Genomic DNA, 23,857 nt, shown 5'->3' with positions numbered 1-23,857 from the left:
CTTTTATTTGTAATCTTAACTTGACGCTGTGTAGCGTGAAGTTGCCATTTTGCGTATTCAGTCCGCGTGATCGTGATGATGACGCCCTATAGAGAAAGAAGATTTATTCATGAAGCAATTACGTCTTGAACCTGTTGTGCAAGTCCGCGGTGAGATCAATATTCCGGGCTCAAAAAGTATTTCAAATCGTGCCTTACTATTGGCCACCTTAGCCCAAGGCACGACCACGCTCACCAATCTGCTCGACTCAGATGATATTCGCCACATGCTGGCCTCCCTCAAGCAGTTAGGGGTGAACTACCGTTTATCGCAAAACAATACTGTGTGTGAACTCGATGGCTTAGACGGTGTGATCTCCTCTGAATCTGCGCAGGAATTATTTTTAGGTAATGCAGGCACGGCAATGCGCCCCTTGTGCGCCGCCTTAACTCTTGGCCAAGGCGAATTTACCCTCACGGGCGAACCGCGTATGGAAGAGCGCCCGATTGGCGACTTAGTCGATGCCTTAAGGCAACTCGGTGCCAATGTCGTTTACCTTAAAAATGACGGTTTCCCTCCGCTGACGATTAATGCCACCGGTCTTAATGGCGGCGATGTTGAGATTGCGGGTGACTTATCAAGCCAATTTTTAACCGCCTTATTGATGGTGGCGCCGCTCGCAAAGGGCAGCGTGAATATCCATGTCAAAGGCGAGTTAGTCTCTAAGCCTTATATCGATATCACTATCGCCTTGATGGCGCAGTTCGGCGTTAAAGTCATTAACCATAACTATGCCCGTTTTGAGATTGTTGCAGGCCAGCGTTATATATCACCGGGTAAAGTATTGGTAGAAGGTGATGCGTCATCGGCATCGTATTTCCTCGCGGCAGGGGCGATAAAGGGCGGCGAAGTCAAAGTCACCGGTGTGGGCCGTTTAAGTATTCAAGGCGATGTGAAATTTGCCGATGTGCTCGAAAAAATGGGCGCAGATATCGAGTGGGGCGAAGACTATATTATCGCGCGTGGATCTCAATTAACGGCGGTTGATTTGGACATGAACCACATTCCCGATGCGGCCATGACCATTGCAACTGCCGCGTTATTTGCTAAAGGCACTACGGTTATCCGCAATATCTATAACTGGCGTATTAAAGAGACCGACCGCTTAGCGGCCATGGCGACGGAATTACGTAAAGTCGGCGCCGAGGTTGAAGAGGGCAACGATTACATTAAAATCACCCCGCCTGTGGTAATTCATACCGCAGAAATCGATACCTACAATGATCACCGCATGGCTATGTGCTTTTCGATGCTGGCCTTTGCAGATTGCGGTATTACCATCAATGACCCTGATTGCACTTCTAAAACATTCCCAGACTACTTTAAGCAGTTTGCGAGTCTGCAAGGCTAATTCATTCTGTTTTGTTTTTGTAACAACAAGCGATGTCAAGAATAGTCAGCCGTATTTGCGCGGCTGCTAATCTTCATAAAAAATCCACGGATTTTGTTTGTCTTTTGTTGTACAATGCGGCGCGCTCATTTTCGGGGGCTCACTTGATGAACTCACGGATGATGGTAATTTTTTGCGGAGGAATGTATGTCTGAACGGGCTCCTGTAGTCACAATCGACGGCCCAAGTGGTGCTGGCAAAGGTACAATTAGTCAATTATTGGCTCAGCATCTAGGTTGGCAACTACTTGATAGTGGTGCTATTTACCGAGTTCTTGCGCTCGCAGCAATTCATCATAACGTTGAACTGGAAAATGAAGAATCTATCACGCTGTTAGCGGCACATCTCGATGTGAAGTTTTTAACAGGCAATGATACCGATCCGGTTCAAGTGATATTGGAAGGTGAAGACGTCACCACCGACATTCGCACTCAAGAGTGCTCAAATGCCGCTTCAAAAGTCGCCGCGTTTCCACGGGTGAGAGAAGCGTTATTACGTCGTCAACGGGCCTTTAAAACGGCGCCAGGATTAATTGCCGATGGTCGCGACATGGGAACTGTGGTTTTCCCAAGTGCGCCGGCAAAATTATATTTAACCGCCTCAGCTGAAGAGCGTGCCCAAAGACGCTATAATCAGTTGCAGGACAAGGGCTTCGATGTTAATATCGAGCGCCTTTTAAGTGAAATTATCGAACGTGATGACCGCGATATGAATCGTCCGGTGGCTCCTTTAGTCCCCGCCGAGGACGCGCTCATTATCGATACAAGCGGAAAGGGTATTGATGAAGTGTTAGCGCTTGCGCTTAACTTTATCAACCAAAAATTATCCGACACTAACTAAGTTAGCCCACCGGATAGGTATTCGTATTAAGGATGATACGGATAATTTGACTGACTCCACGTCTAGGACGGACAGTGGTTTAATAAAGAAAGTAACCTAAACATGACTGAATCTTTTGCTGATCTATTTGAACAATCCCTTCAAACTCTGGAATTCCGTCCAGGTTCTATCGTTCGTGGTACTGTTGTATCAATCAAAAACGGTATGGTACTGGTTGACGCGGGTCTGAAGTCTGAAAGCCCAATCCCAGCTGAACAATTCAAAAACGCTCAAGGTGTTTTAGAAATCGCTGTTGGTGATGAAGTTGACGTAGCTCTTGACTCTGTTGAAGACGGCTTCGGTGAGACTCAACTGTCTCGCGAAAAAGCGAAACGTCATGAAGCTTGGATCGTTCTGGAAAAAGCTTATGAAGATGCTGAAACTGTAATCGGTATCATCAATGGTAAAGTTAAAGGCGGTTTCACTGTTGAATTAAACGGTATCCGTGCCTTCTTACCAGGTTCTCTAGTTGATGTGCGCCCAGTTCGCGACACCGCTCACTTAGAGTACAAAGAATTAGAATTCAAAGTTATCAAGCTAGACCAGAAGCGTAACAACGTTGTTGTTTCTCGTCGTGCAGTTATCGAATCAGAAAGCAGCGCTGAGCGTGATGCACTGTTAGAAAACCTGCAAGAAGGTCAAGCAGTTAAGGGTATCGTTAAGAACCTGACTGACTACGGTGCATTCGTAGATTTAGGTGGTGTTGACGGTCTGCTACATATCACAGATATGGCGTGGAAACGTGTTAAACATCCATCAGAAATCGTCAATGTTGGCGATGAAATCAACGTTAAAGTACTGAAGTACGATCGTGAGCGCACTCGTGTGTCTCTAGGTCTGAAACAACTTGGCGAAGATCCATGGTTAGAAATCAGCAAACGCTACCCAGAAAACACACGTTTAACTGGTCGCGTTACTAACCTAACTGACTACGGTTGCTTCGTAGAAATCGAAGAAGGCGTTGAAGGTCTGGTTCACGTTTCTGAAATGGATTGGACTAACAAGAACATTCACCCATCTAAAGTTGTTAACTTAGGTGATGAAGTTGAAGTTCTGGTTCTGGACATCGATGAAGAGCGTCGTCGTATTTCTCTTGGTCTGAAACAATGTAAGACCAATCCATGGGATGACTTCGCAACTCGTTACAACAAAGGCGACAAGGTTTCTGGTAAGATCAAGTCAATCACTGACTTCGGTATCTTTATCGGTCTTGACGGCGGTATCGATGGTCTAGTTCACCTGTCTGACATTTCTTGGAACGGTACTGGCGAAGATGCAGTTTCTGAATACAAGAAAGGCGATGAAATCCATGCAGTGGTTCTGTCTGTAGATCCAGAGCGTGAGCGCATCAGCTTAGGTGTTAAGCAAACTGAAGATGATCCATTCAACGCATACTTGGCTGACAAGAAGAAAGGTACTATCGTAAACGGTACTGTTTCTGCTGTTGATGCTAAAGGTGTGACTGTTGAACTGGCTGACACTGTTGAAGGTTACATCCGTGTAGCTGACATTTCACGTGAGCGTATCGAAGATGCATCTACTGTCTATAATGTAGGTGATGCAATCGAAGCTAAGTTCATGGGTGTTGACCGTAAGAACCGCTCTATCAGCCTGTCAATCAAAGCGAAAGACGAAGCTGAAGAGAAAGAAGTAATGGCGACTCTGAACAAACAAGATGACGCTGTTATTAGCAATGCAATGGCTGAAGCGTTTAAAGCAGCTCGTAAATAATCGCCTGTTGTTTGGGGAGACTTCTCTCCCCATTAGGCGACTGTGTTTGGCTTGATAATAGGGGATAGCTAGGATGACGAAATCTGAACTTATCGAAAAACTCGCCACCAGGCAGTCGCAGCTGTCGGCGAAAGAGGTTGAAGGCGCAATCAAAGAAATGTTGGAGCAAATGGCAACAACATTAGAAAGCGGTGATCGTATTGAGATCCGTGGCTTTGGTAGTTTCTCGCTTCACTATCGTGCACCGCGGACTGGCCGTAATCCAAAGACTGGTTCATCAGTCGATTTGGAAGGTAAATACGTCCCGCACTTTAAGCCAGGCAAAGAACTGCGCGAGCGTGTTGACGCCGTTAATGTGTGATTGACCGCATAGTAAAAAGCCTCCGTTAGGAGGCTTTTTTGTATCTATTGCAAGGCAATGCTGGTCAGCTCAGTGAATTTCTTGGATAATCATTAAATTGAAACGCGTTTAGGGAGTGCAGCGTGAAATCATTTGTAGCAACTGTGCTTGTGGCACTGTTATTTATTCTGGCGTTGATCTTTGGCGCGCGTAACGAACAAGTGGTGACCATCAGCTATTTTGTCGCACAGGGTGAATATCGTTTACCTGTTGTGCTAGCGATCGTCTTTTTTGCTGGTTTCATCTTGAGCTGGTTAGTTGCAAGCTACTATATCGTGCGCTTGAAATTGAGCTTAGCGACAACGAGAAAGAAACTAAACCAAGTGATGGCTAAAGCCCCTCAGGATGTAGACGCCTAATATGCTTGAGATACTCTTTCTGTTGCTTCCCATTGCTGCCGCCTACGGTTGGTATATGGGGCGACGGAGCATAAGGCAGAATCAAAGCAATCAACGTAAACAATTGAGCCGGGATTATTTTACTGGCCTCAATTTCTTACTGTCGAACGAATCGGATAAAGCCGTTGATTTGTTCATCAGTATGCTAGATGTTGACGATGAAACCATAGATACCCATCTGTCACTCGGTTCGCTTTTTCGTAAGCGAGGCGAGGTCGACCGCTCCATTCGTATCCATCAGAATTTAATTGCCCGTCCAAACCTAGCCAATGAACAACGTGACATCGCTATGATGGAGCTGGGTAAAGATTATCTGGCCGCAGGATTTTACGATAGGGCCGAAGAGATCTTTATCAACTTGGTTAGCCAAGACGATCACAGTGAAGAATCTGAAACTCAGCTGATTGCTATCTATCAAGTGATTAAAGAGTGGCAAAAAGCCATTGATATCACTAAGCGTCTAAGTCGTAAACGTCAGCAAGTCTTAAAGCCGTTAACGGCGCATTTCTATTGCCAGTTAGCCGATGAAGCCAGCGACGATGCACAGAAGATTAAACTGCTGCAACAGGCGCTGAAGCAAGATCCCCAATGCGGCCGAGCGTTATTGACCTTGGCGAAAAAATACCTCGATATTCAAGATTATGCCCAGTGCAAGCAAATGCTGCTGCAACTGAAAAAAGCCGATATCGAGCTTTTTGCCGATGCAATCCCTACGGCCAAACAAGTTTATCGCGACACACAAGACAAAGAAGGCTTCCAAGAGTTACTGGCGGGCGCCATGGCCGATGGCGCGGGTGCTTCTGTAGTTGTCGCCTTAGCGCAGCACATGATAAGTCTGGATGAGATTAAAGCGGCAGAGACCATGGTGCTCGATGCCCTATATCGGCATCCGACCATGAAAGGTTTTCAGCACTTGATGCAGATGCATTTGCGTCAAGCTGAGGAAGGGCAAGCCAAGCAAAGTTTAACTATGCTAGAGCAGCTCGTTGAGCAACAAATTAAATTCCGTCCAAGCTACCGTTGTAAAGAGTGTGGTTTCCCTTCCCATGCACTTTACTGGCATTGTCCTTCCTGTAAAAACTGGGGCAGTATCAAGCGGATCAGAGGCTTAGACGGCGAGTAAATAAGATAATATCTATAGTTAGTGTAACTCTGTTGGAGAGATGATGACGACTAAACCTATCCTCGTAGCGCTTGATTACGATAACAAAAACCACGCTTTACAACTGATAGAAAAACTCGATCCCAACATGTGCCGCCTTAAAGTCGGCAAAGAAATGTTTACCTTGTTTGGCCCGCAACTGGTGAAAGATATCCATGATCGTGGCTTTGATTTGTTCCTCGATTTGAAATTTCACGATATTCCCAATACTGTCGCCAAAGCCGTGGCCGCTGCCGCAGAGCTGGGTGTATGGATGACGAACGTGCATGCCAGTGGTGGTTTAGCCATGATGGAAGCTGCCAAAAAGGCCTTGCTGCCATACGGCGACAAAGCGCCTATGCTGATCGCTGTGACGGTATTAACCTCCATGAGTGATGATGATCTTAAATTACTCGGCATCAATGTGCCTGCGTTTGAGCATGTTCAGCGATTAGCTAAGCTGACGCAGCAAGCAGGACTCGACGGCGTGGTGTGTTCAGCCCAAGAAGCAACAGCGTTAAAATCACTGTTAGGTAAGGACTTCAAACTCGTTACGCCGGGGATCCGCCCAGTTGGGAGTGATGCTGGCGATCAACACCGGGTGATGACGCCGCCTCAAGCGATTGCAGCGGGTTCAGATTACCTAGTGATTGGCCGTCCAATCACTAAAGCCGCCGATCCGTTAGCGGCATTGCAAGCGATTCACCAATCATTGGCATAAAATAATTAATCACACCCTGAGTGCATATCTCACAGTTCACGGAGAACGCCCATGTTTAATGCTACGATGTTTAACTATCAAGGTAAGAATGTTGTCGTTGTCGGTGGCACCAGTGGGATAAATCTCGCCATTGCAATTGCGTTCGCGCAGGCTGGCGCCAATGTCGCAGTCGCGAGTCGCAGTCAAGATAAAATCGATGCCGCGGTATTGCAGTTGCAACAGGCCAATCCTGACGGAATTCATTTGGGTGTGAGTTTTGATGTGCGCGATCTTAGCGCCCTTGACGTTGGTTTTGATAAAATCGCTTCTGAGTTTGGTTTTATCGATGTGCTAGTTAGCGGCGCGGCGGGTAATTTCCCTGCCAGCGCCGCAAAGCTTTCGGCCAATGGTTTTAAGTCGGTAATGGACATTGATTTGCTCGGCAGTTTTCAAGTGCTAAAGCAGGCTTATCCTTTGCTGCGTCGCCCCAATGGCAATATTATCCAGATTTCGGCGCCGCAGGCTTCAATTGCTATGCCCATGCAAGTTCATGTGTGCGCGGCAAAAGCGGGCGTGGATATGCTGACGCGAACCTTAGCGTTAGAGTGGGGCTGTGAGGGGCTGAGAATTAATTCGATTATGCCAGGCCCCATAGCTAACACTGAAGGCTTTAATCGCCTCGCACCCAGCGCCGCATTACAGCAGAAGGTTGCCCAATCCGTTCCATTAAAACGCAACGGCGCAGGTCAGGATATCGCCAATGCAGCATTATTCTTAGGCTCTGAATTGGCGTCCTATATTACGGGAGTTGTGCTGCCGGTTGATGGCGGTTGGTCACTTGGCGGCGCCAGTATTGCGATGACAGAGCTTGGCGAATTGGCCGCAAAAATGTAGTTTGGTTTTAGATGTTTGATATTCAAAATCGAGAACTTTGATTTTATATAGATTAAGTAGGTAATGATCCATGGCTAATGCATTACAAGAGCAGCTACTCAAAGCAGGGCTTGCCAGTAAACAAAAGGTTCGCGACGTTAAGACCCAAAAACGCCGTGACAAAAAATCACGAATAGATGATGGCTCCAGTGCTTTTAAGCAAGAAGTGGCCGAGCAAAAACGTCTTCAGGCGCTAAAAGATAAAGCGCTGAACGAACAACGTTTTGCAGAGGCATCAGAACGTGGACAGGTGCGCGGTTTAATCACAGAGTTCACTAAGTCTGCGATTAAGATCCCAACTTATGCTGAAGTGAAGTTTAACTATACTCTTGATAATAAAATCTATTCTTTATACATAGATGAAAAACTGCAGGCAGAATTGCTCAAAGGGCAGTTAGGCATAGTGCGCTACGAAGATAAGAGTTACTTAGTACCACATAAGTTAGCCGAGCGAGTGAAACTGCTGGTGCCGCAGTGGTGCGGTTATCTGTGGCAACAGGATGAATCTAAAGCTGTGGTGGTTGAAGATGATCCCTATGCTGATTATGCGATCCCAGATGATTTAATGTGGTAATAAGCACAAGCTTGTGAGCTAACGCTGCGACAATCCTGTGGTAAAGCTTATAAAATAGAGACCCTTAAGTTCAAGCTTAAGGGTTTTTTTATGGGTTGAATTTATACTTTGCTCACGTACCTCCATATTATTCGCGGCTGTATTTGTAATGAGATTGTTTTCTACAGTGAACTGGTATAAATTAAAACAACTGTTTTAATCCTACGTTTAAGAGTCTACCAATGAACCCTTATCAAGCTCCGTTAACGGATATGCGTTTCCTACTGGAACAGGTATTTGATGCCCCAAACACCTGGGCACAATTGCCTGAGATTGCTGAAATGGTCGATATTGACACGGCCAATGCCATTCTTGAAGAAGCAGCCAAGATCAGCAGTGAGTTGATCCATCCGTTGAACCGGACGGGCGATGAGCAGGGCGTGTTGCATCAAGACAATCAAGTGATTACCCCTGATGGCTACAAAGCCGTTTATGAACAGTATTCGCAGGGCGGTTGGATTGGCTTGTGTGGCGATCCTGAGTTTGGTGGCATGGGCATGCCAAAGATGCTGGGGATCTTAGTCGACGAAATGGCTTACAGTGCCTGTAATGCATTTACGCTTTATGGCTCGTTAACTGCGGGGGCGGCTTTATGTATCAATGCCCACGGCAGCGAAGCATTAAAACAAGCTTATTTGCCTAAGTTATATTCCGGCGAATGGGCGGGTGCTATGGATATGACAGAGCCGCAAGCGGGTTCTGATCTGCGTAATATTCGCACTCGAGCTTTACCGCAGGATGATGGTAGTTATGCCATTACGGGCAGCAAGATTTTCATTACGGGTGGCGATCACGATTTAACTGAAAACGTCATCCACTTAGTGCTTGCCAAGCTACCGGATAGCAAAGGGATTTCACTCTTCCTAGTGCCTAAAATATCGGTAAATACCGATGGCAGCTTAGCGAATGCGAATGGTGTATCAGTCGGTTCTATCGAGCACAAGATGGGCCTTAAAGGTTCAGCAACGTGTGTGATGAACTTTGATAATGCACAAGGTTTCTTGATTGGTGAACCCAATCGCGGTCTCGTGTGCATGTTCACTATGATGAACTACGAGCGTTTAGCGATTGGTATTCAAGGGCTGGGCAGTGCTCAGGCGGCGTATCAGATGGCAGCCGATTATGCTAAAGAGCGTAATCAAGGCGTTGCCGCTGGCGGCTCGCCGACGGGCAGTGAATCTGATCCTATTATCGTCCACGGCGATGTGCGCCGTATGTTGTTGACCATTCGAGCGATGACAGAAGCGGGCCGTGCTTTGTCTGTGTTTACTGGTCAACAGCTAGATTTGGCCAAATATGCTCAAGATGAAGTTAAAGCTAAAGCAGCGCGTTATGTGGGTTTATTAACGCCAGTCGCTAAAGCCTTTTTAACCGATCGCGGTCTTGATGCGACGATCATGGCGCAGCAAGTCTTTGGTGGACATGGTTATATTCGTGAAACGGGTATTGAGCAATTAGTTCGTGATACTCGTATCGCACAAATTTATGAAGGCACCAATGGCATTCAAGCCATCGATTTCCTTGGCCGTAAAGTCACGGGCGATAATCTTGCCGCATTAAACGAATTTGTCGCTGACTTGAAAGCACAAATGCGCGCATTTACTCACGTTGATGCGGTGAAAGTGGCCGCAGTATGCGCACGTTTAGATGCATTAGTCATAGTCGCTGAGTCGATTAATGAGCACAAAGTCGCTCAACCTGCGCTTATCAATGCTTGCGCGGTCGACTTCTTAGATGCCTTTGGTTACACCCTGTATGGTTTCTACTGGTTGGCTATGGTCGATAAAGTCGCTGATCATGAAGATAAAGCGTTCGCCGAGCAGAAAGCCTATTTAGCTAAGTTCTATTTTGATAAGTTACTGCCTAAAGCGGATTACCATATTGCTCAAGTCAGAGCCGGTGATGCGACCACTATGGCGATGCCTGCAGAGTTGTTTTAACAAGGCTGTGATGGATTCGTTTAAATAAAAACGAAATAAAAACGAGAAAAGCACTGATGACTCAGTGCTTTTTTGTTTTATATCATGCTGTTTCTACTCGGCAGTATTTAATCTTGGACCGAGTGAGCAGCGGTACTAAGCGCTGCTGTGGTGGGGGATGGCACTTGCAGCACTGAAATCAATTGCTTGAGAAACTCGGCATTAAACGATGGTTTATGCTGATGTTTAAGCTCGGGACTCATGCCATTCTCAAGCACCACAAACAGGGTGTCACTGTGCTCAGGCAAACGGATAAACCCCGCTAAGTTAGACACGCCTTGCATCGAGCCTGTTTTAGCAAAAATTTGCTGTTTCAGCGGCGGCTTGTTGTAACCCATGCGATACCTTAAGGTGCCGCTTATTCCTGCTTGCGGCAGACTGGTCATTAACGGGCTAAAGCGGCTGTCCTTATGGATGAGTGCCAATACCGCCGCTAACTGCTGCGCATTGAGCAAGTTATAGCGTGACAGCCCTGAACCATCGACAATGTTAGCGTTACTCAGATCGACGCCTAACTCCGTTAAAATCCGCAGCATGGCTGCCGCACCATTGGTAAAGCTACCTTGGGTGTTGAAATAACTTTTGCCAAGCTGTTTAAACAGGCTATCAGCAATCAAATTATCCGACTTGAGCAACATAGTATCGAGCAGTTCAGGCAGTGGCGCCGAGCTATGGCTGGCAATCAGTTTCGCCTTTTGGGGCAAGCTAGTGCCGAGCTTAACTTTACCCGCCAGTGACATCTCACCTTTGAGCAGCGAGGTGAGGTTATCTTGGGCAAATTTGAACGGATCGCTGACCGCAATCGCCAGCCCAATCGCTTCACCGCTTGGATAACAACCACGTAGATGATAGTTGTTTTGGCCTAGTCGCACCAAATCGAGCTGGCAAAATTCACGACTCGCCTTGGGATCAAATACCGCATCGCTGCTGACTTTTACCCCATAACTCCCCGTGCGCAGGCTCACCTGTGAAGGTTTGTTGGCCGTGCTGGGGTTGAACTGACCATAGACGCAGTTTTGATTGATAATGTAACTCGACACAGGCGCGGCAAAACAAATGCCTAAGTCATCCCAAACCCAACCAGGGGCTTGCATTTGCTCTTGTTTATCGCCGAGCAAATACAGATGTCCATCAATGCGATTAATGCCTTGTTTCACGAGACTGGCAAAAATGGCCTTGAGATCGGCTTGAGTGAACGTCGGATCGCCACTAAAACGCAGATAAGCGCTGCCGGCGATATGGCCCTTGCGTATTGGTGCGTCCGTCCATAATTCAGTGACATAACGAAAATCAGGCCCAAGCTGAGTCATGGCACTCACAGCGGTGAGTAATTTTTGCGTGCTGGCGGGAATAAACAGCATCTCGGCCTGTTGGCTAAAGATCACTTGATTGTTAGACATGTCCATTGCCAGCAGTGCAATTTGCGAATGACGAGGGCTGATTTTGCCGACCGCTTGGCTAAGCGAAGTGGTTCGGGTCTCTATCGCTCCTGCGTCGATTTGATCAGCGCGGGCGATAGTGTGGCTCGCCGCTAAGAGTAGGCTGGCATACAGAGTGGTTTTCAGTAACGTTTCCATGTTAGCTATTGACCATTTTTATTAAGAACATCATGGGCCTGCAGGTTAAGTTCGATGCAATGTGGGGCTAATCCTCACTGCTGCCGTCATCCTTTTCCATCAAGCGATATAAACGTAGGGTAACAAACAATACCAGTCCGATAAACAGTGGCAGGATCAGTAATCCCAACTGAGCTTTAAAATGGAAAATACCCCAAGCAAACAGCAGTGTCAGCGCTAACGTCAGCAAAATTTTTTTGTTCATGGTCTTCGTCTTTTATCGTGTTGGTTTCATCGCAAATAGGCGTTTTAGTTTACGCTAAATCACTGGGTTCGGGGTAAACGAAATAGGTTTGAAGATTATTTTGTGATTTGGCCGACATTTTAGCGGATCTTCAGTAAAACCTGCGATGGTTTGTATGGGCTTGTCACGTTAAACATCACTTAATCCAGGAACTGTCCGATTAATATAGAACCGTTAATATTCACACTTTTACATTGCCCTTAACATGATATGTGTGCCGAAAAAACAGCCCTTAAATGTGGTTGTAATCCTAGCCTAAAAAATGGGATTTTTAGCTAAATAGTGGCGCTACGGTAGGATTACATCGCGTGAGGTCAAATTACCAGCAAAACCGCGAGGTTTAAGGAGGCTTTTGGGAGAAAAGTCTTGCCGAGACGAGGTGAAGTCGGTAATTTCTACCCCTTACGATTTTAGGTTCTTAGGTAACAACTAAACCATGCCACATATTAGTATGCGCGGCTTACCACAAGCGGTCGTTGCAGCGTTCAGCCAAACATTACTGCAGTCATTGGCGGATATATGTAAAGGTAATGCAGAGAGTTTCACGTTAGATTGGATCCCAAGCATCAGTTTTCGAAATGGAAAAATTGATCAACGCTTCGTCCAAGTTGAGTTACTCTGGTTCCCTAAGGACCCTGATATCCATCTTAAAGTAGAACAAACGATCAGGCAGGCAGTGACAGAGGCCTATCCAGAGTTAACACATATTGCTGTGATGTTTTTATCACTGAACCCCAGTGCTTCCTATCGGGGTGGTCAGCATGATTAAAGGAGGATGCCTTGCTAGATAAGCTTGGTGGAATAGCCGTTCAACCCGAGGCTTTAACGTGGTTGCTCACGCCATGCCGTTTCAAGGCAGAATTACTCGCTCGTATCGCGAGCGCCAAGCACAGTATTTATATTGCGGCGCTGTATTTAGAAGATGACGAAGCTGGCCGTGAAGTATTACAAGCCCTGATGGATGCCAAAGCGGCAAATCCAGCGCTTGATGTCAAAGTTTTAGTGGACTTTCACCGCGCAAGACGCGGCTTGATTGGCCATAAAGGCGATAGCGGTAACTATTTAATGTACCGCAAAGTGATGGCTGAAGCCGAACATCCTATCGATATCTTAGGTGTCCCCGTTAAGTCCCGTGAATTTATGGGCGTACTGCATCTTAAGGGCTTTATTATCGATGATGCGGTGATCTATAGCGGTGCCAGTCTCAATAATATCTATTTACAACAAAATGATAAGTACCGTTTCGACCGTTATCACTTGATTGAGTCGGCCGAATTAGCCCGCAGTATGCGCGCGATGATCCAGAAAAACATCATTGCTGATCCTGCTGTGTGTTCGTTAACCCAAGACGCTGAACAAGAAGTACTGCCGCCTAAGACGGACATGCGCAGCTTTAAGCTGAGATTGTCTGACGCTGAATATCAGTTTAAGGAAACCCGTGATGGCAATCGCATCACGCCGTTACTTGGGTTAGGCCGCAAGAAAAACTTGCTCAATAAAGTGGTTGTCGCCTTGGTGGAAGAGTCAAAAGACTCGCTGTTTATCTGCACGCCCTATTTTAATCCGCCGTATATTTTAGTGCGCGCCTTGGCTAAGCATTTGCGCAATGGCAAACGCATCGACATCGTTGTGGGCGACAAGACGGCTAACGATTTTTATATTCCGCCTGAGCAGGACTTCTCCACTATAGGTGCCTTGCCCTATATGTATGAGCAATCATTGCGTAAGTTTGCTAAACGCCAACAGTGGGCGATTGATAATGGTCAGCTGAATATCCATCTGTGGAAACACGGCATCAACAGTTATCACCTTAAGGGCATCAGTGCCGACGGTAATAAGCATTTGATCACCGGCTCTAACCTGAATCCAAGAGCTTGGGCGCTGGATCTTGAGAATGGTTTGTTGATCCAAGATGAAATTGGCTGCTGGAAAGCTCAGTTTGAAGCCGAGCAGACGTATATTCTTGAGCATACGCAGCGGTTATATCACTACAGCCAAGTGGATACCTTGCAGAGTTATCCTGCACCTGTGAAGAAGATCATGACCCGAATTCGTCGCCTTAAAGCCGACTTTTTACTGCGCCGCATTCTGTAACGCTGGGTTCTATAGCACAACGTATTTGCCAATATTTCTGTTTAAGTACAGTTTGTTACCGATTAAAAAAGCCCACATCAATGTGGGCTTTTTTGTTAAATTACGATAATAGATTTTGCTTAAGCTAAGAACGCTATGACTTCAATTTTTCGGCATTAAATCTATGGTTTTAAATCTATAGTTTTAAATCTAGGATCTTAAATTTAGGACATTAAATCTGTGGCATCAAATTGTGGTGAGTGTCATTTTGATCTCTGGCGTAATACAAAGACAAAATCACTAACACCACCATGACAGCGCTTAATAAACCTATGCTCAACTGGCCGCCCATAGGCACTAAAGACATAGTCAATGCGGCAAGTCCGGCACCAAAATTTTGTAATCCTCCCAGTAATGCCCCTGCAATTCCTGCTTGACGTGGAAATGGCTCTAAAGCCGCCGAGGTCAGGGTAGGGAATAGCATACCAGCGCCACTGAAGAATAAAATCGATCCAACCAGTAAACTCCAACCGACGACTAAATTGAAAAGCCCCGGGATCAACATGAATAAGGCGCCAGCGCCAAGCAGCGCAACACCTTGATAGATAACTCTTTGCGGCTTATTTTGTCGACCTGCGATCAGCGCGCCCAATAAATAGCCTGGAATCGGCGCCACAAAATAACAACTGACCATGAAGGGCGTCAGCCCAAGATATTGGCCATAGAGAACGCCGGCAATGGCTTCAAACGCCGCAATACCCGCAAAGGTTGCGATCAATGAAAATAGATAAGCTCGAAATGCTCTATGGCGCAGGACATGCCGATAGGATGCGATAACGGCTTGATGTTCCCGCTGCGCCTTAGGTAACGATTCTTTAAAGGCGAATATCAATAACAGCCAGACCACGGCACCGAATCCTGCTAACACCCAGTACACGGCTTGCCAGCCGAAGTAGGCCGCACTGGCGCTACCGATAAATGGTGCCAGTAAAGGTAAAAACACTACGGCCATAGAAACATAACTATTAAATTTAACCAGTCGGTCGCCAAAGTAATGATCGCGGGGAATGCTCCGGCATAAAGCGCCCGCGCTGGCTGTGCCTAATCCTTGGATAAGGCTCGCCATAATCAGTTGGTTAAAGCTTGTGGCCTGAGCCGCAAACACTGCACCTATAATAAAAATTGCGATACCCACGACGAGTGGCATTTTGCGGCCAATGCGATCTGACACTGGGCCATACACAAATTGAAACATCCCATAGGAGAGTAAGTAACAGGCCATCACTGCTTGTAGTTGACTGGCGTCCACATGGAGCCCGAGTGCAATTTGCGGAAGGGCAGGCACAAAAATCGTTTGCGCCATTTGGCCACAGGCGACCATAAAGACAATCATTAACAGTAAACTAGACTGACTCGCCGCTGGAGCGACATCGTGATGAATAGGAGAGTGTGGCGTGCCTGACATGATATTTCCGAAAAAGGTCACTTAAGGTATTTGCGCGCATCTTACTCCCTAAAAGCGTAACTTCAAGTGTCAATCATATTGATTTGATGAAATATTTTTTAATGCGATGCATAAGTTTTTCTCTTCATTTTTAGCTGTAAAGCTAAACTTACGTAGGGTTATTTGTCTGTTAACTAGGTCGAATAATTGCAAATCAATTAATACTCAGATTAACCCTGCACTGTCTATTTTATTACATGGGAGTTTGCTTAAAAATAGTGGCTATTAAGAGATTGGAGGTAAGCAAGTGGATAAGGTGCCTAATACAAGCCACCCTAAAAAATCACGCTAAAAATATGCATAAGGAAGAAATAAGAAAGGAGATAGCAAATCGGCCTATCTTCTTATCTCCTTTAATAGTCGCGATTAGCAAGATACTATTTTTGTAGTTTTTCTATGCCCGTTAAAATCTGATACCCCACAGTCACCCGTGGCGGAACGGGATAATTTTTATTGCTTAACAATACTATGCCAAGCTTTTGCGCAGGAATAAATGCTGCATAAGCGGCAAAACCGCCGGTTGAGCCGGTTTTATTAATCCACACATTTTGCTGCGGCGCGAGGGGCGGCACTATAGGTTTAACTGGCGTACTGCCAAACACCACTTCCTGAGTATGACCCTCAAGTATTTTATCAAGATCAATAGGATAGGAGTAATGCTCCCAAATCATATCTTGGGTCATCATGCCCACATCAAAGTATCCCGTGTGGGTCTCATCGAGTGCCGTTTGCAGTGGCTTAGCTAGCGGGTGTATTTGCATATTGGCCTCCACAAAATGCAGCAGATCTGTGGCTGTGGTTTTAACGCCATAGGCTTCATCGGCTAATACGCCGGGATTGACCCGCACTGGCATGTCTTGCTTATTGTAGCCTTGGGCATAATCAGCCATTTTGCTGCTCGGAACCTGGATATAGCTGCTTGTCATACCCAATTGTGGAAATAGTGTTTGCTCAAGTGCTTGCTGAAACGTTTTATTTAAACTCTGTGCGGCAATCATGCCGAGCAGGCCAATGGTTGGGTTCGCGTAATTCCTGTGAGTCCCTGGGGCAAATGACGGTTGCCAATGCTTAAGGTAATCCATTAACTCTGCGTTATTAGTTACCTTATCAGGAACTTGCATCGGCAGATCTCCCGCAGTGTGCGTCGCTAGATTGATGAGACTAATCTTATCAAAATGGCTGCCTTTTAATGCTGGAACATAATCGCTGGCCATATCCGTGAGTGTTAATTTACCTTCGCCCTGTGCGTAGTTAGCCAGTGTCGCGGTAAAGGTTTTACTGATAGAGCCAATCTCGAACAGGGTATGTTCTGTCACACTTTGCCCTGTGGTTTTAGAACTGACCCCATATTGGTAAAAATACTGTTTACCCTCAATGGTGATGCCAATCACCGCACCGGGAATACCGTACTCGGCCATCAGTGGTTTGACTGCGGAATCAACAAGTGACTGGATGTCTTTGGAATTAAGCGTTTGGGCCGTAGTGACATTAGAAAAAAGCGTTGCAGTGAGCAGTACACCGCTTAATAACGGCATGGTAGCGAGCAGGGTATGTCGTTGCATAATTGACCTTTTATCGAAATTGCATTTATAGAGTAGAGATTGCACACGATATTACGGTAATTCCCCATTAAGTTAGGTCCTTACTGATATTTAGCGTCAATATCCCCTCTGTAAGTAACTGAAAGGTTGGCCTCGCTAATCGAGTGTTAAATACTGCGTGATGACATGAACTTCAGTATTACAGTTGTTGCGATATTCTAAGAGATTTCCTTAATCATAATGCAAAGTTGAGTCAGCAGTTTATACCCTCAAGCACCGACACTTATGCCTTTTATCCCGATAATGCATTGCGCAGATTGCGCCATTTACGGCCAAGGGATAAACTGCGCCACCGCGAGAGGAAAGTGCTGAATAATTTAGCCGCAACCCCTAATAAGTTTGAAAGAGAATTGGTTCTTATGGCTTTAGCCCCACATGCAGTGCACCATTTATATCAGTACCGTAAGTCTATATCGACTAAGCCCTTCGGTGCCCGTGGAAAAAAACTGATCCGCTGTCCATTATGCCTATTAGGTGAGCAGTTCTGTACCTGTGCGCTGCGTCGTCAGTTACAGACTCAAGCCAGTTTCCTGCTGATCATGTACAACGATGAAGTGTTAAAACCAACTAACAGCGGGCGCTTGATTGCGGATCTTATCCCAGATACGCACGCCTATATTTGGTCACGCACAGAACCTGAAGCGGCATTACTTGCCTTGTTTGATTCGCCGCAATATCAACCTTATTTAGTGTTTCCAGCCCAATATGCGGAGCAAGGACAAACAATACTGAACCAAGTGCCTATGTCGACGTTAGTCGAAGGTAAACGGCCGCTACTGATCATGCTCGATGGCAGTTGGCGTGAAGCGATTAAAATGTTCCGTAAGAGTCCTTACTTGCATTCCTTGCCACTGCTTTCCTTCGATCCCGACACGCTGGCAACCTATGCATTGCGTAAAGGCAGCCATAACTTTCAACTTGGCACCGCCGAGGTGGCATCCTTAGCATTAGGGGCGATAGGCGAAGCGGCTAATGGTAAAGTCTTAAGTACGTGGTTTGATTTATTTGTTGAATCATCATTACTGGGCCGTAATCGACGTTGCCGTGAAGATCTTCTGCCAATCACAGATTTTACCAATGCCTTTGAACTTGCCTTCGAACAAGCCAATAACGACAAGCGTTAATTAATCTTCGAAATGAATGGGTAATATAAAAATTTAAGTCAGCGACTAACTTAAATAAAAACTCCCCTCACTTGAGGGGAGTTTTATATAGGCTAATGTTAGCTCTGGCAAGAAAGCTTTATTTGCGCTTTAACCAATGAAAATATATTCCTTAAATAACGTCTTAAACTGCAACTTCTTTACCATCTAATTTTCGAATTACCACAGTGGCGGCGCGAGGCCGTAATGTGATTCCGGCTGGTGTTTGTTCAGCGGCATTAGACGAATAAGGCCAGTTACCTGGGTGCTGAATGTTAGCAAATACCGAAGTGTAATCTGGGCTAATGGCAAAACCTGTCACTTCACAGTCGTTGGGACCGACGAAGAAACGCTTTAACTCCATTTGATTATCGGCCGTTACGCCTACTTGTTTCTCTTGGCCATCCACCAGTGTTGAAGGCACGATCGCGAGCATTTGATCGTTGGTTTCTTCGGCAACTTCTTTTGCGCCATTGTCGGTTTGAACCCACAAGATACCGCGTTTATCAAAGGCTAACCCATCAGGGCTGGCGAATTGATTGAGATCGGTTAAGCCTGACAAGTTGGTCTCAGCATTGCCATCGCTGGGTGATCCAAAAACAAAAATATCCCATGTAAATTCAGTCGCTTTGTCGCCTTCATCCCAACGAATAATATGGCCGAAGTAGTTTTTCAATCTTGGGTTAGCAGGATTCGCTTCGGTACGTTTCGAGTTGTTGGTCAGGGTCAAATAAGCAGAACCTGTGAATGGATCGACCGCGCACCATTCAGGTCGGTCCATAGGTGTTGCGCCGACTAGGTCCGCTGCGCCCGCTGTGTTTAAAATAATATCGGCCAAAGTTGCGAAGCTATCGCTTAAGGTTTTGCCGTCTGTGGTTTGGCTATCTAACGTCAAAGGCAACCAAATACCGCCACCATTCTCATTGAATCTAGCCGCGTATAAAGTGCCTTCATCCATGTACTTATCGCCAGTTTGCAGGCGGTTGCTGCTGTCAGCATCCTTTGCATCCCAGGCCGCATTTGAAACAAATTTATAGAGGTATTCGAATTGAGAATCGTGGCCAGAATAGAACACCACTGGCTTGCCTTCGGTCAATTTACCAAAGGTACAACCTTCATGGCGGAAACGACCAAGTGCTGTACGTTTTACCGCGCGAGAGGTGGCGTTGTACGGGTCGATTTCCACAATATAACCGTGGCCGTTTGCTTCGTTACGGTAGTCATCCTGAGCACTTGTGCCCGATGGCGTGACATCGAAACGCGCAAATTCATCGAGGCGTTCTTCATCATGACCCGCAAGATCGTCCCAGCCATAACGTGTACTGGTTTTACTGATCCCGATGCGACTCTGATCGGCGGTTAAGCTGCCACGATTGGCAAAATAGCCTGGCCAATTTTCTTCACAGGTCAGGTAAGTGCCCCAAGGCGTGTAGCCATTACCACAGTTATTTAAGGTGCCGCGTGCTTGGCTGCCGTCGGGAGAATAGCGGGTTTCGAGTAGCGAAGAGTAGGCCAGAGGACCGCTGATATCCATCACAGTCGCGCCAGTGAATCGACGGTTATGACCATCATTACTGACGACTTCCCATTGATTATTCATCAGTTTTATACGTACAACCGACACGCCATGGGCGTTAATTTCTTTGCGCACTTCATCGATCACAGTGCGAAGACCAGAAGTGGGGTCAAATGTCTGGCCCGTAGGATGCAAGGCATCTTCGTCAATGTATTCGTGGTTAATGCAGAGTAGGCCGTCATCACCCGCATCGTTTAATGGGAAGAAGTGCATGCCATCGTGGTGCATACCCACTGAGTTGGCTTGGTCATCGGCCGTATTACTACCATCGTTTTTCCATGGCGCCGCTTTTGCGTTTAATGGCGTGCCCCAAGGTGCTAACACCTGCGCTGTGTAACCTTCAGGCACGACAACCGCATCTAAGCGAGAACCCGCAACCGATGTAAAGTTAAGCTTGGCACTACTTTTAGTCGGTGGCACTGGCGTGACTGGATCGACAGGTGTAGCAATAGCTTCATTGTCTGAACCACAAGCGGTTAAGCCAACACTGGCAAAAGCAGTCATAGCGCTGAGGCCTAAGCCACTTTTTACGAAATTACGGCGAGATAAATGCTTATCCAACACTTGATTAAAGGGTTCATTATTACTTTTATTATAAAGTGTAGGATCAAAGGTGGCCTTACTCATGTTTTACTCCGGCTAGTACGATGAATTAAATTTCGTGCCTAAGGCTAAAGTACCAATATGACAATAAAGCTGATTTTATATTACAGGAATAATTTAAAGAGTAATCCAATCGATATGTTTGAATGATGTTAAATCTGGCGTGATGTATTTTTTAAGATAACAAGGCATAAAACTTAAAATAATATTAGTTAGACTTATTGCTCTAATTTGAATTTTGCAATAATTATAAAATATGAGTTGATAGTGAAATCATTATCAACTCATAGTGTTTTATCAGGTTAATATTCTTTAAATAAAAAGTTGAAATTATTTCTATGCTTAGAAAAACGATATTTATGCGGTTAGTTTTCCGATGAGTCGATGCTGTTGACACTTAATCTTTAACAGTTAAGTGTCAATCTTTAGGTTTTAAATAATGACGCAGTGAACGCGGATCGGTATGTCCGGTTCTGGCCATGATGTACAAATGATCTTTATTATTTTCATGGAGTTGTGTCACGCAACCACTACGCAAACTGTGGGCACCATAAAATCTGGCGGGCAATCCTGCTTTAGTACAATATTTTTTTATGATGCGATAAATATCATCGCCAGTAAGGAAACCACTATTTTTATTCAATAATGAACTCGCTCCGGAATGTCGATCCTTCATTTGATACGGCCGTAAATTTTTTCCATCACGGGAAAGCGATCTAAATAAATGTCCGTCTTCAATATTGGCTAGCGATAACCAATTTTTTACTGCATCGAGTGCTGCAAAAGGTTCATGATCTGGTAAGTCTTTCCATTCACGCAGGCCTTGCTGATTACTCTTCGAATAGGGCAAACGTACTTTTAATTTGTTACGCAGAAAACTGACATACTGAACTTTTATATCTGCAAGTTCAGAGCGGCGAAACCCACCTTGCAGTCCTAACTGAATAATTGCTTTGTCCCGCGCTCGGGTTAATGACTGCTCTTGTTCATCGATAGCCTGGATCAACATTTCCACTTCATCATACATAATGGGTTGCTGATCATAATCACTCACATAGCGAGATTGATTTCTGCTCAAACCGCGCATCACTCTGATCACCAGAGGATGTTCGGTAGGCGAGTGGAATCCCGCTTGAATATGATGGTAGCGAATTGCTGCTAATCTTGTGGTTAATGTTTGCTTAGAAAGTTGAACGCCAGTGCTTTCTTGGATCAATTCTTTTTGATGACCAATAAATGAAATTACGCTTCGTGGATCTGCGGGCAGGGCCTGCAGTTGGTGCTCAGCACAATAACGACTGAATACACTAAAGCTCGTATTATAAACACGGCGAGTGTTAACTGAAATTTCATATTCAGTTTCTTCGGCGGCGCTTAAATAATCACTTCGAACAGATTGGGGTAGGAAAGACTCTTCAAAAAAACGTGGCTGTTCAGCACGGTTATTATGGTGATGACCTGATCCAGTCGCTATTTCATTCGATATATTGGTGTTATTTTGAGCATTACTACTTGTCCGGATCATTTTAGACATGCCGTTGAAGTCACCTGATATCGAATTAAGAAGGCGTAATTATACGCAAATTATAGCTATACCTACCAGTGATAATCGTCATTATCACTGGTAGAGTGCTTATTTGTTTAAATAATCCTCTTTTATCAGTGAAGGGGAAATTAAATATCATTAAGTTGGATTGTTTAGTTTAAAAAATAGCCAAGATAAACCTATTCTAACAATGGCGATTAATTAAGCTGATGTAAAAATAAAGGCAATGATAGTATGAAATTTGTACTTTCTCTATGCAGTGGTTTCGAACTTGGTTAGCCACAGACGCATAATTTTAAAGAATGGTTTAACCATTCTATTGGTTTGCATGAATGGCATGCCGCTAAACTTGGCTTGTGTGTTGGGTGAAATTTAAGCTAATAACGACAACCGCTTATCTGATACTTGACGTGATATGCATTGAGCTATTTCTGCCTAAGGCAAAATGAAGCATAAGGGAGCGATTCCCAACCAATAAAATGGTTGAACCATATATTAATACTTATCGATTTGTACTAGCATGAGTTCCCATTTATTTTATCCGCATTGAACGCATGCTTAACTGAAGAAACGTATTTATGGAACCGCAAGCTTGGATATATCAACAAGACAAACCGACAGCAGGAAGAAAATTATTATTGCTTGAGGAAGCAGAATTAATTTTTACCTTACCCTTAATTTATCGCCTTATCAATCCTGAAACTGTGGCATCTAAACCAGATTGGTTTTGTGACGCTGAGTTACAAAGGGTTTCCTATACTGAGTTGGTGACACAATTAAATGAATTGGTCCGATTACGTAAAAAGACACAGCGACTCGACAACGAGCTTAAGAATGTAAACAAAATGCTCAATCAGTATTTTACTGATTTGGGTTGGCGCATGGTTCGTAAAGAGCTATCTCAAATAAAAAAGCGTCAGAAAAAATCCCATATAGAGGTAAGTAGGGATATTATTCAGAGATTAAAGCGTTATATGGAGACACAAAAGTTAGACAGTTTTGATCAGGCGATTGATAACCTATTGTCAGAACATGATGCCGATAACTCACAAAACCATTTGCTGCATCCAGATGACCTAGATGACAATATGAGTGTCGACGATATGCTTGATGAATGATCTCGAGCTTATCTCGTCCTGAAATAAAATGGGTAGAGTTAAGTTCTGTTAATCTTTATTTTGACGTCGCAATATCGCCTAAAATGGATTTGTTAATAATCGCTTAAATGAGCAAGTAAGCCGTGACTTATCTGTGCAGACACGTAAAATTGCTGTTAAGTTTAAAGGGATATTTTAAGTTTAAGACTCGGTAACATGGGGCATCAGAAATGAGTGTAAGCATTGAAAATGATAGAAAAATTGCTGTCTTGTGCCGAATTGAGCCTGGCTGTCTCGGACCTGATGGTGTGGATCATATTGAGGCTTTTTGTGCTTTGGCCCAGAAAGCGATGCAACATTTCGATGTCGATGTTGGCACTTGGTTGCTGATCCCACGATACGATAAAACCTTGGATGAGATGCAATACAGTGTTGCCAATAAATTACTTTCCCGCGAACAAGCGACTAAATATCTTGTCTCTATCGGACGTGATATTGATAGTTTTGAAGAAAGATTTCAGGATAAACTCACCTCGCTGATTAATTTATACCTTGCGAGAAAACCTTAAACTGAAGACTGCATGCGGCCGAGATTAACCTAAGCTCTAGCCTCGGCGCTTATATTATCCATCGCTCATTTTTTAAAGTCGTT

General features: G+C 45.1%; 20 protein-coding genes and 1 pseudogene. 15 read left to right on the top strand and 6 right to left on the bottom strand.

Features of this window, described 5'->3' with window-relative positions; all coding sequences use genetic code 11:
* Window positions 1-109 precede the first annotated feature (109 nt).
* From aroA to Q4Q54_RS04205, 10 genes and pseudogenes are all read left to right on the top strand, one after another.
* Complete coding sequence (gene aroA / locus Q4Q54_RS04250; protein WP_311987787.1) at window positions 110-1,390, top strand: 3-phosphoshikimate 1-carboxyvinyltransferase; 1,281 nt, start codon at window positions 110-112, stop codon at window positions 1,388-1,390.
* Window positions 1,391-1,576: 186 nt separating this feature from the next.
* A complete protein-coding gene (gene cmk, locus Q4Q54_RS04245) occupies window positions 1,577-2,269 on the top strand; it encodes a (d)CMP kinase (protein WP_006081720.1) in 693 nt (230 codons plus the stop codon).
* Between the two features lie 99 nt (window positions 2,270-2,368).
* Window positions 2,369-4,039, top strand: a pseudogene (gene rpsA, locus Q4Q54_RS04240) (30S ribosomal protein S1); the annotation flags it as partial.
* A 73-nt stretch (window positions 4,040-4,112) separates the two neighbouring features.
* A complete protein-coding gene (gene ihfB / locus Q4Q54_RS04235) occupies window positions 4,113-4,400 on the top strand; it encodes an integration host factor subunit beta (protein ID WP_006081718.1) in 288 nt (95 codons plus the stop codon).
* Between the two features lie 122 nt (window positions 4,401-4,522).
* Entirely contained in the window at window positions 4,523-4,798 is a 276-nt protein-coding gene (locus tag Q4Q54_RS04230) for a LapA family protein (RefSeq protein WP_006081717.1), read from the top strand.
* Window position 4,799: 1 nt separating this feature from the next.
* Window positions 4,800-5,960 carry a lipopolysaccharide assembly protein LapB gene (gene lapB, locus Q4Q54_RS04225; protein ID WP_006086760.1) on the top strand — a complete coding sequence of 387 codons (1,161 nt, stop codon included), beginning with the start codon at window positions 4,800-4,802 and terminating at the stop codon, window positions 5,958-5,960.
* 43 nt (window positions 5,961-6,003) lie between these two features.
* The gene (gene pyrF, locus Q4Q54_RS04220; protein WP_006081715.1) at window positions 6,004-6,699 is read left to right on the top strand and encodes an orotidine-5'-phosphate decarboxylase; all 696 of its coding nucleotides are present in this window, start codon (window positions 6,004-6,006) and stop codon (window positions 6,697-6,699) included.
* A 51-nt stretch (window positions 6,700-6,750) separates the two neighbouring features.
* Complete coding sequence (locus Q4Q54_RS04215; protein WP_311987786.1) at window positions 6,751-7,572, top strand: SDR family oxidoreductase; 822 nt, start codon at window positions 6,751-6,753, stop codon at window positions 7,570-7,572.
* A 70-nt stretch (window positions 7,573-7,642) separates the two neighbouring features.
* Complete coding sequence (locus tag Q4Q54_RS04210) at window positions 7,643-8,185, top strand: DUF2058 domain-containing protein (RefSeq protein ID WP_011846778.1); 543 nt, start codon at window positions 7,643-7,645, stop codon at window positions 8,183-8,185.
* Window positions 8,186-8,406: 221 nt separating this feature from the next.
* Window positions 8,407-10,164 carry an acyl-CoA dehydrogenase family protein gene (locus Q4Q54_RS04205; protein ID WP_012089278.1) on the top strand — a complete coding sequence of 586 codons (1,758 nt, stop codon included), beginning with the start codon at window positions 8,407-8,409 and terminating at the stop codon, window positions 10,162-10,164.
* Window positions 10,165-10,271: 107 nt separating this feature from the next.
* Here Q4Q54_RS04205 and dacB read toward each other — a convergent pair whose 3' ends face one another.
* Window positions 10,272-11,780 (bottom strand): D-alanyl-D-alanine carboxypeptidase/D-alanyl-D-alanine-endopeptidase, encoded by a 1,509-nt coding sequence (gene dacB, locus Q4Q54_RS04200; protein ID WP_311987785.1) that lies wholly within the window; start codon window positions 11,778-11,780, stop codon window positions 10,272-10,274.
* 67 nt (window positions 11,781-11,847) lie between these two features.
* Window positions 11,848-12,024: a hypothetical protein gene (locus Q4Q54_RS04195; protein WP_006086754.1), complete on the bottom strand. Its 177-nt coding sequence runs from the start codon at window positions 12,022-12,024 to the stop codon at window positions 11,848-11,850.
* A gap of 475 nt (window positions 12,025-12,499) precedes the next feature.
* Here Q4Q54_RS04195 and Q4Q54_RS04190 point away from each other — a divergent pair, with 475 nt between their 5' ends.
* Both Q4Q54_RS04190 and pssA read left to right on the top strand, forming a co-directional pair.
* Window positions 12,500-12,832 carry a DUF1904 domain-containing protein gene (locus Q4Q54_RS04190; RefSeq protein WP_006081709.1) on the top strand — a complete coding sequence of 111 codons (333 nt, stop codon included), beginning with the start codon at window positions 12,500-12,502 and terminating at the stop codon, window positions 12,830-12,832.
* Between the two features lie 11 nt (window positions 12,833-12,843).
* Window positions 12,844-14,157, top strand: a complete 1,314-nt coding sequence (gene pssA / locus Q4Q54_RS04185; protein WP_311987784.1) for a CDP-diacylglycerol--serine O-phosphatidyltransferase — start codon at window positions 12,844-12,846, stop codon at window positions 14,155-14,157.
* Window positions 14,158-14,368: 211 nt separating this feature from the next.
* Here the strand turns inward: pssA and emrD are convergent, their stop codons facing one another.
* A complete protein-coding gene (gene emrD, locus Q4Q54_RS04180) occupies window positions 14,369-15,601 on the bottom strand; it encodes a multidrug efflux MFS transporter EmrD (protein ID WP_311987783.1) in 1,233 nt (410 codons plus the stop codon).
* 416 nt (window positions 15,602-16,017) lie between these two features.
* On the bottom strand, window positions 16,018-17,202 hold the full coding sequence (ampC, locus tag Q4Q54_RS04175; RefSeq protein ID WP_311987782.1) for a class C beta-lactamase: 1,185 nt from the start codon (window positions 17,200-17,202) through the stop codon (window positions 16,018-16,020).
* A 398-nt stretch (window positions 17,203-17,600) separates the two neighbouring features.
* Here ampC and Q4Q54_RS04170 point away from each other — a divergent pair, with 398 nt between their 5' ends.
* Window positions 17,601-18,365: a tRNA-uridine aminocarboxypropyltransferase gene (locus tag Q4Q54_RS04170; protein WP_311987781.1), complete on the top strand. Its 765-nt coding sequence runs from the start codon at window positions 17,601-17,603 to the stop codon at window positions 18,363-18,365.
* A gap of 163 nt (window positions 18,366-18,528) precedes the next feature.
* Here the strand turns inward: Q4Q54_RS04170 and Q4Q54_RS04165 are convergent, their stop codons facing one another.
* Both Q4Q54_RS04165 and Q4Q54_RS04160 read right to left on the bottom strand, forming a co-directional pair.
* Window positions 18,529-20,586 (bottom strand): PhoX family phosphatase, encoded by a 2,058-nt coding sequence (locus Q4Q54_RS04165; protein WP_311987780.1) that lies wholly within the window; start codon window positions 20,584-20,586, stop codon window positions 18,529-18,531.
* A 394-nt stretch (window positions 20,587-20,980) separates the two neighbouring features.
* Complete coding sequence (locus Q4Q54_RS04160) at window positions 20,981-22,096, bottom strand: tyrosine-type recombinase/integrase (RefSeq protein ID WP_311987779.1); 1,116 nt, start codon at window positions 22,094-22,096, stop codon at window positions 20,981-20,983.
* Between the two features lie 590 nt (window positions 22,097-22,686).
* Here Q4Q54_RS04160 and Q4Q54_RS04155 point away from each other — a divergent pair.
* Both Q4Q54_RS04155 and Q4Q54_RS04150 read left to right on the top strand, forming a co-directional pair.
* Entirely contained in the window at window positions 22,687-23,226 is a 540-nt protein-coding gene (locus Q4Q54_RS04155) for a hypothetical protein (protein ID WP_311987778.1), read from the top strand.
* A gap of 209 nt (window positions 23,227-23,435) precedes the next feature.
* On the top strand, window positions 23,436-23,774 hold the full coding sequence (locus Q4Q54_RS04150; RefSeq protein WP_011846791.1) for a hypothetical protein: 339 nt from the start codon (window positions 23,436-23,438) through the stop codon (window positions 23,772-23,774).
* The last annotated feature ends 83 nt before the right edge of the window (window positions 23,775-23,857 follow it).

Source organism: Shewanella sp. SP2S2-4, from assembly GCF_031932025.1.
Taxonomy (GTDB): domain Bacteria; phylum Pseudomonadota; class Gammaproteobacteria; order Enterobacterales; family Shewanellaceae; genus Shewanella; species Shewanella baltica.
Note: the sequence above shows the minus strand (reverse complement) of the source record. Positions and strands in the feature narration are given on the sequence as shown.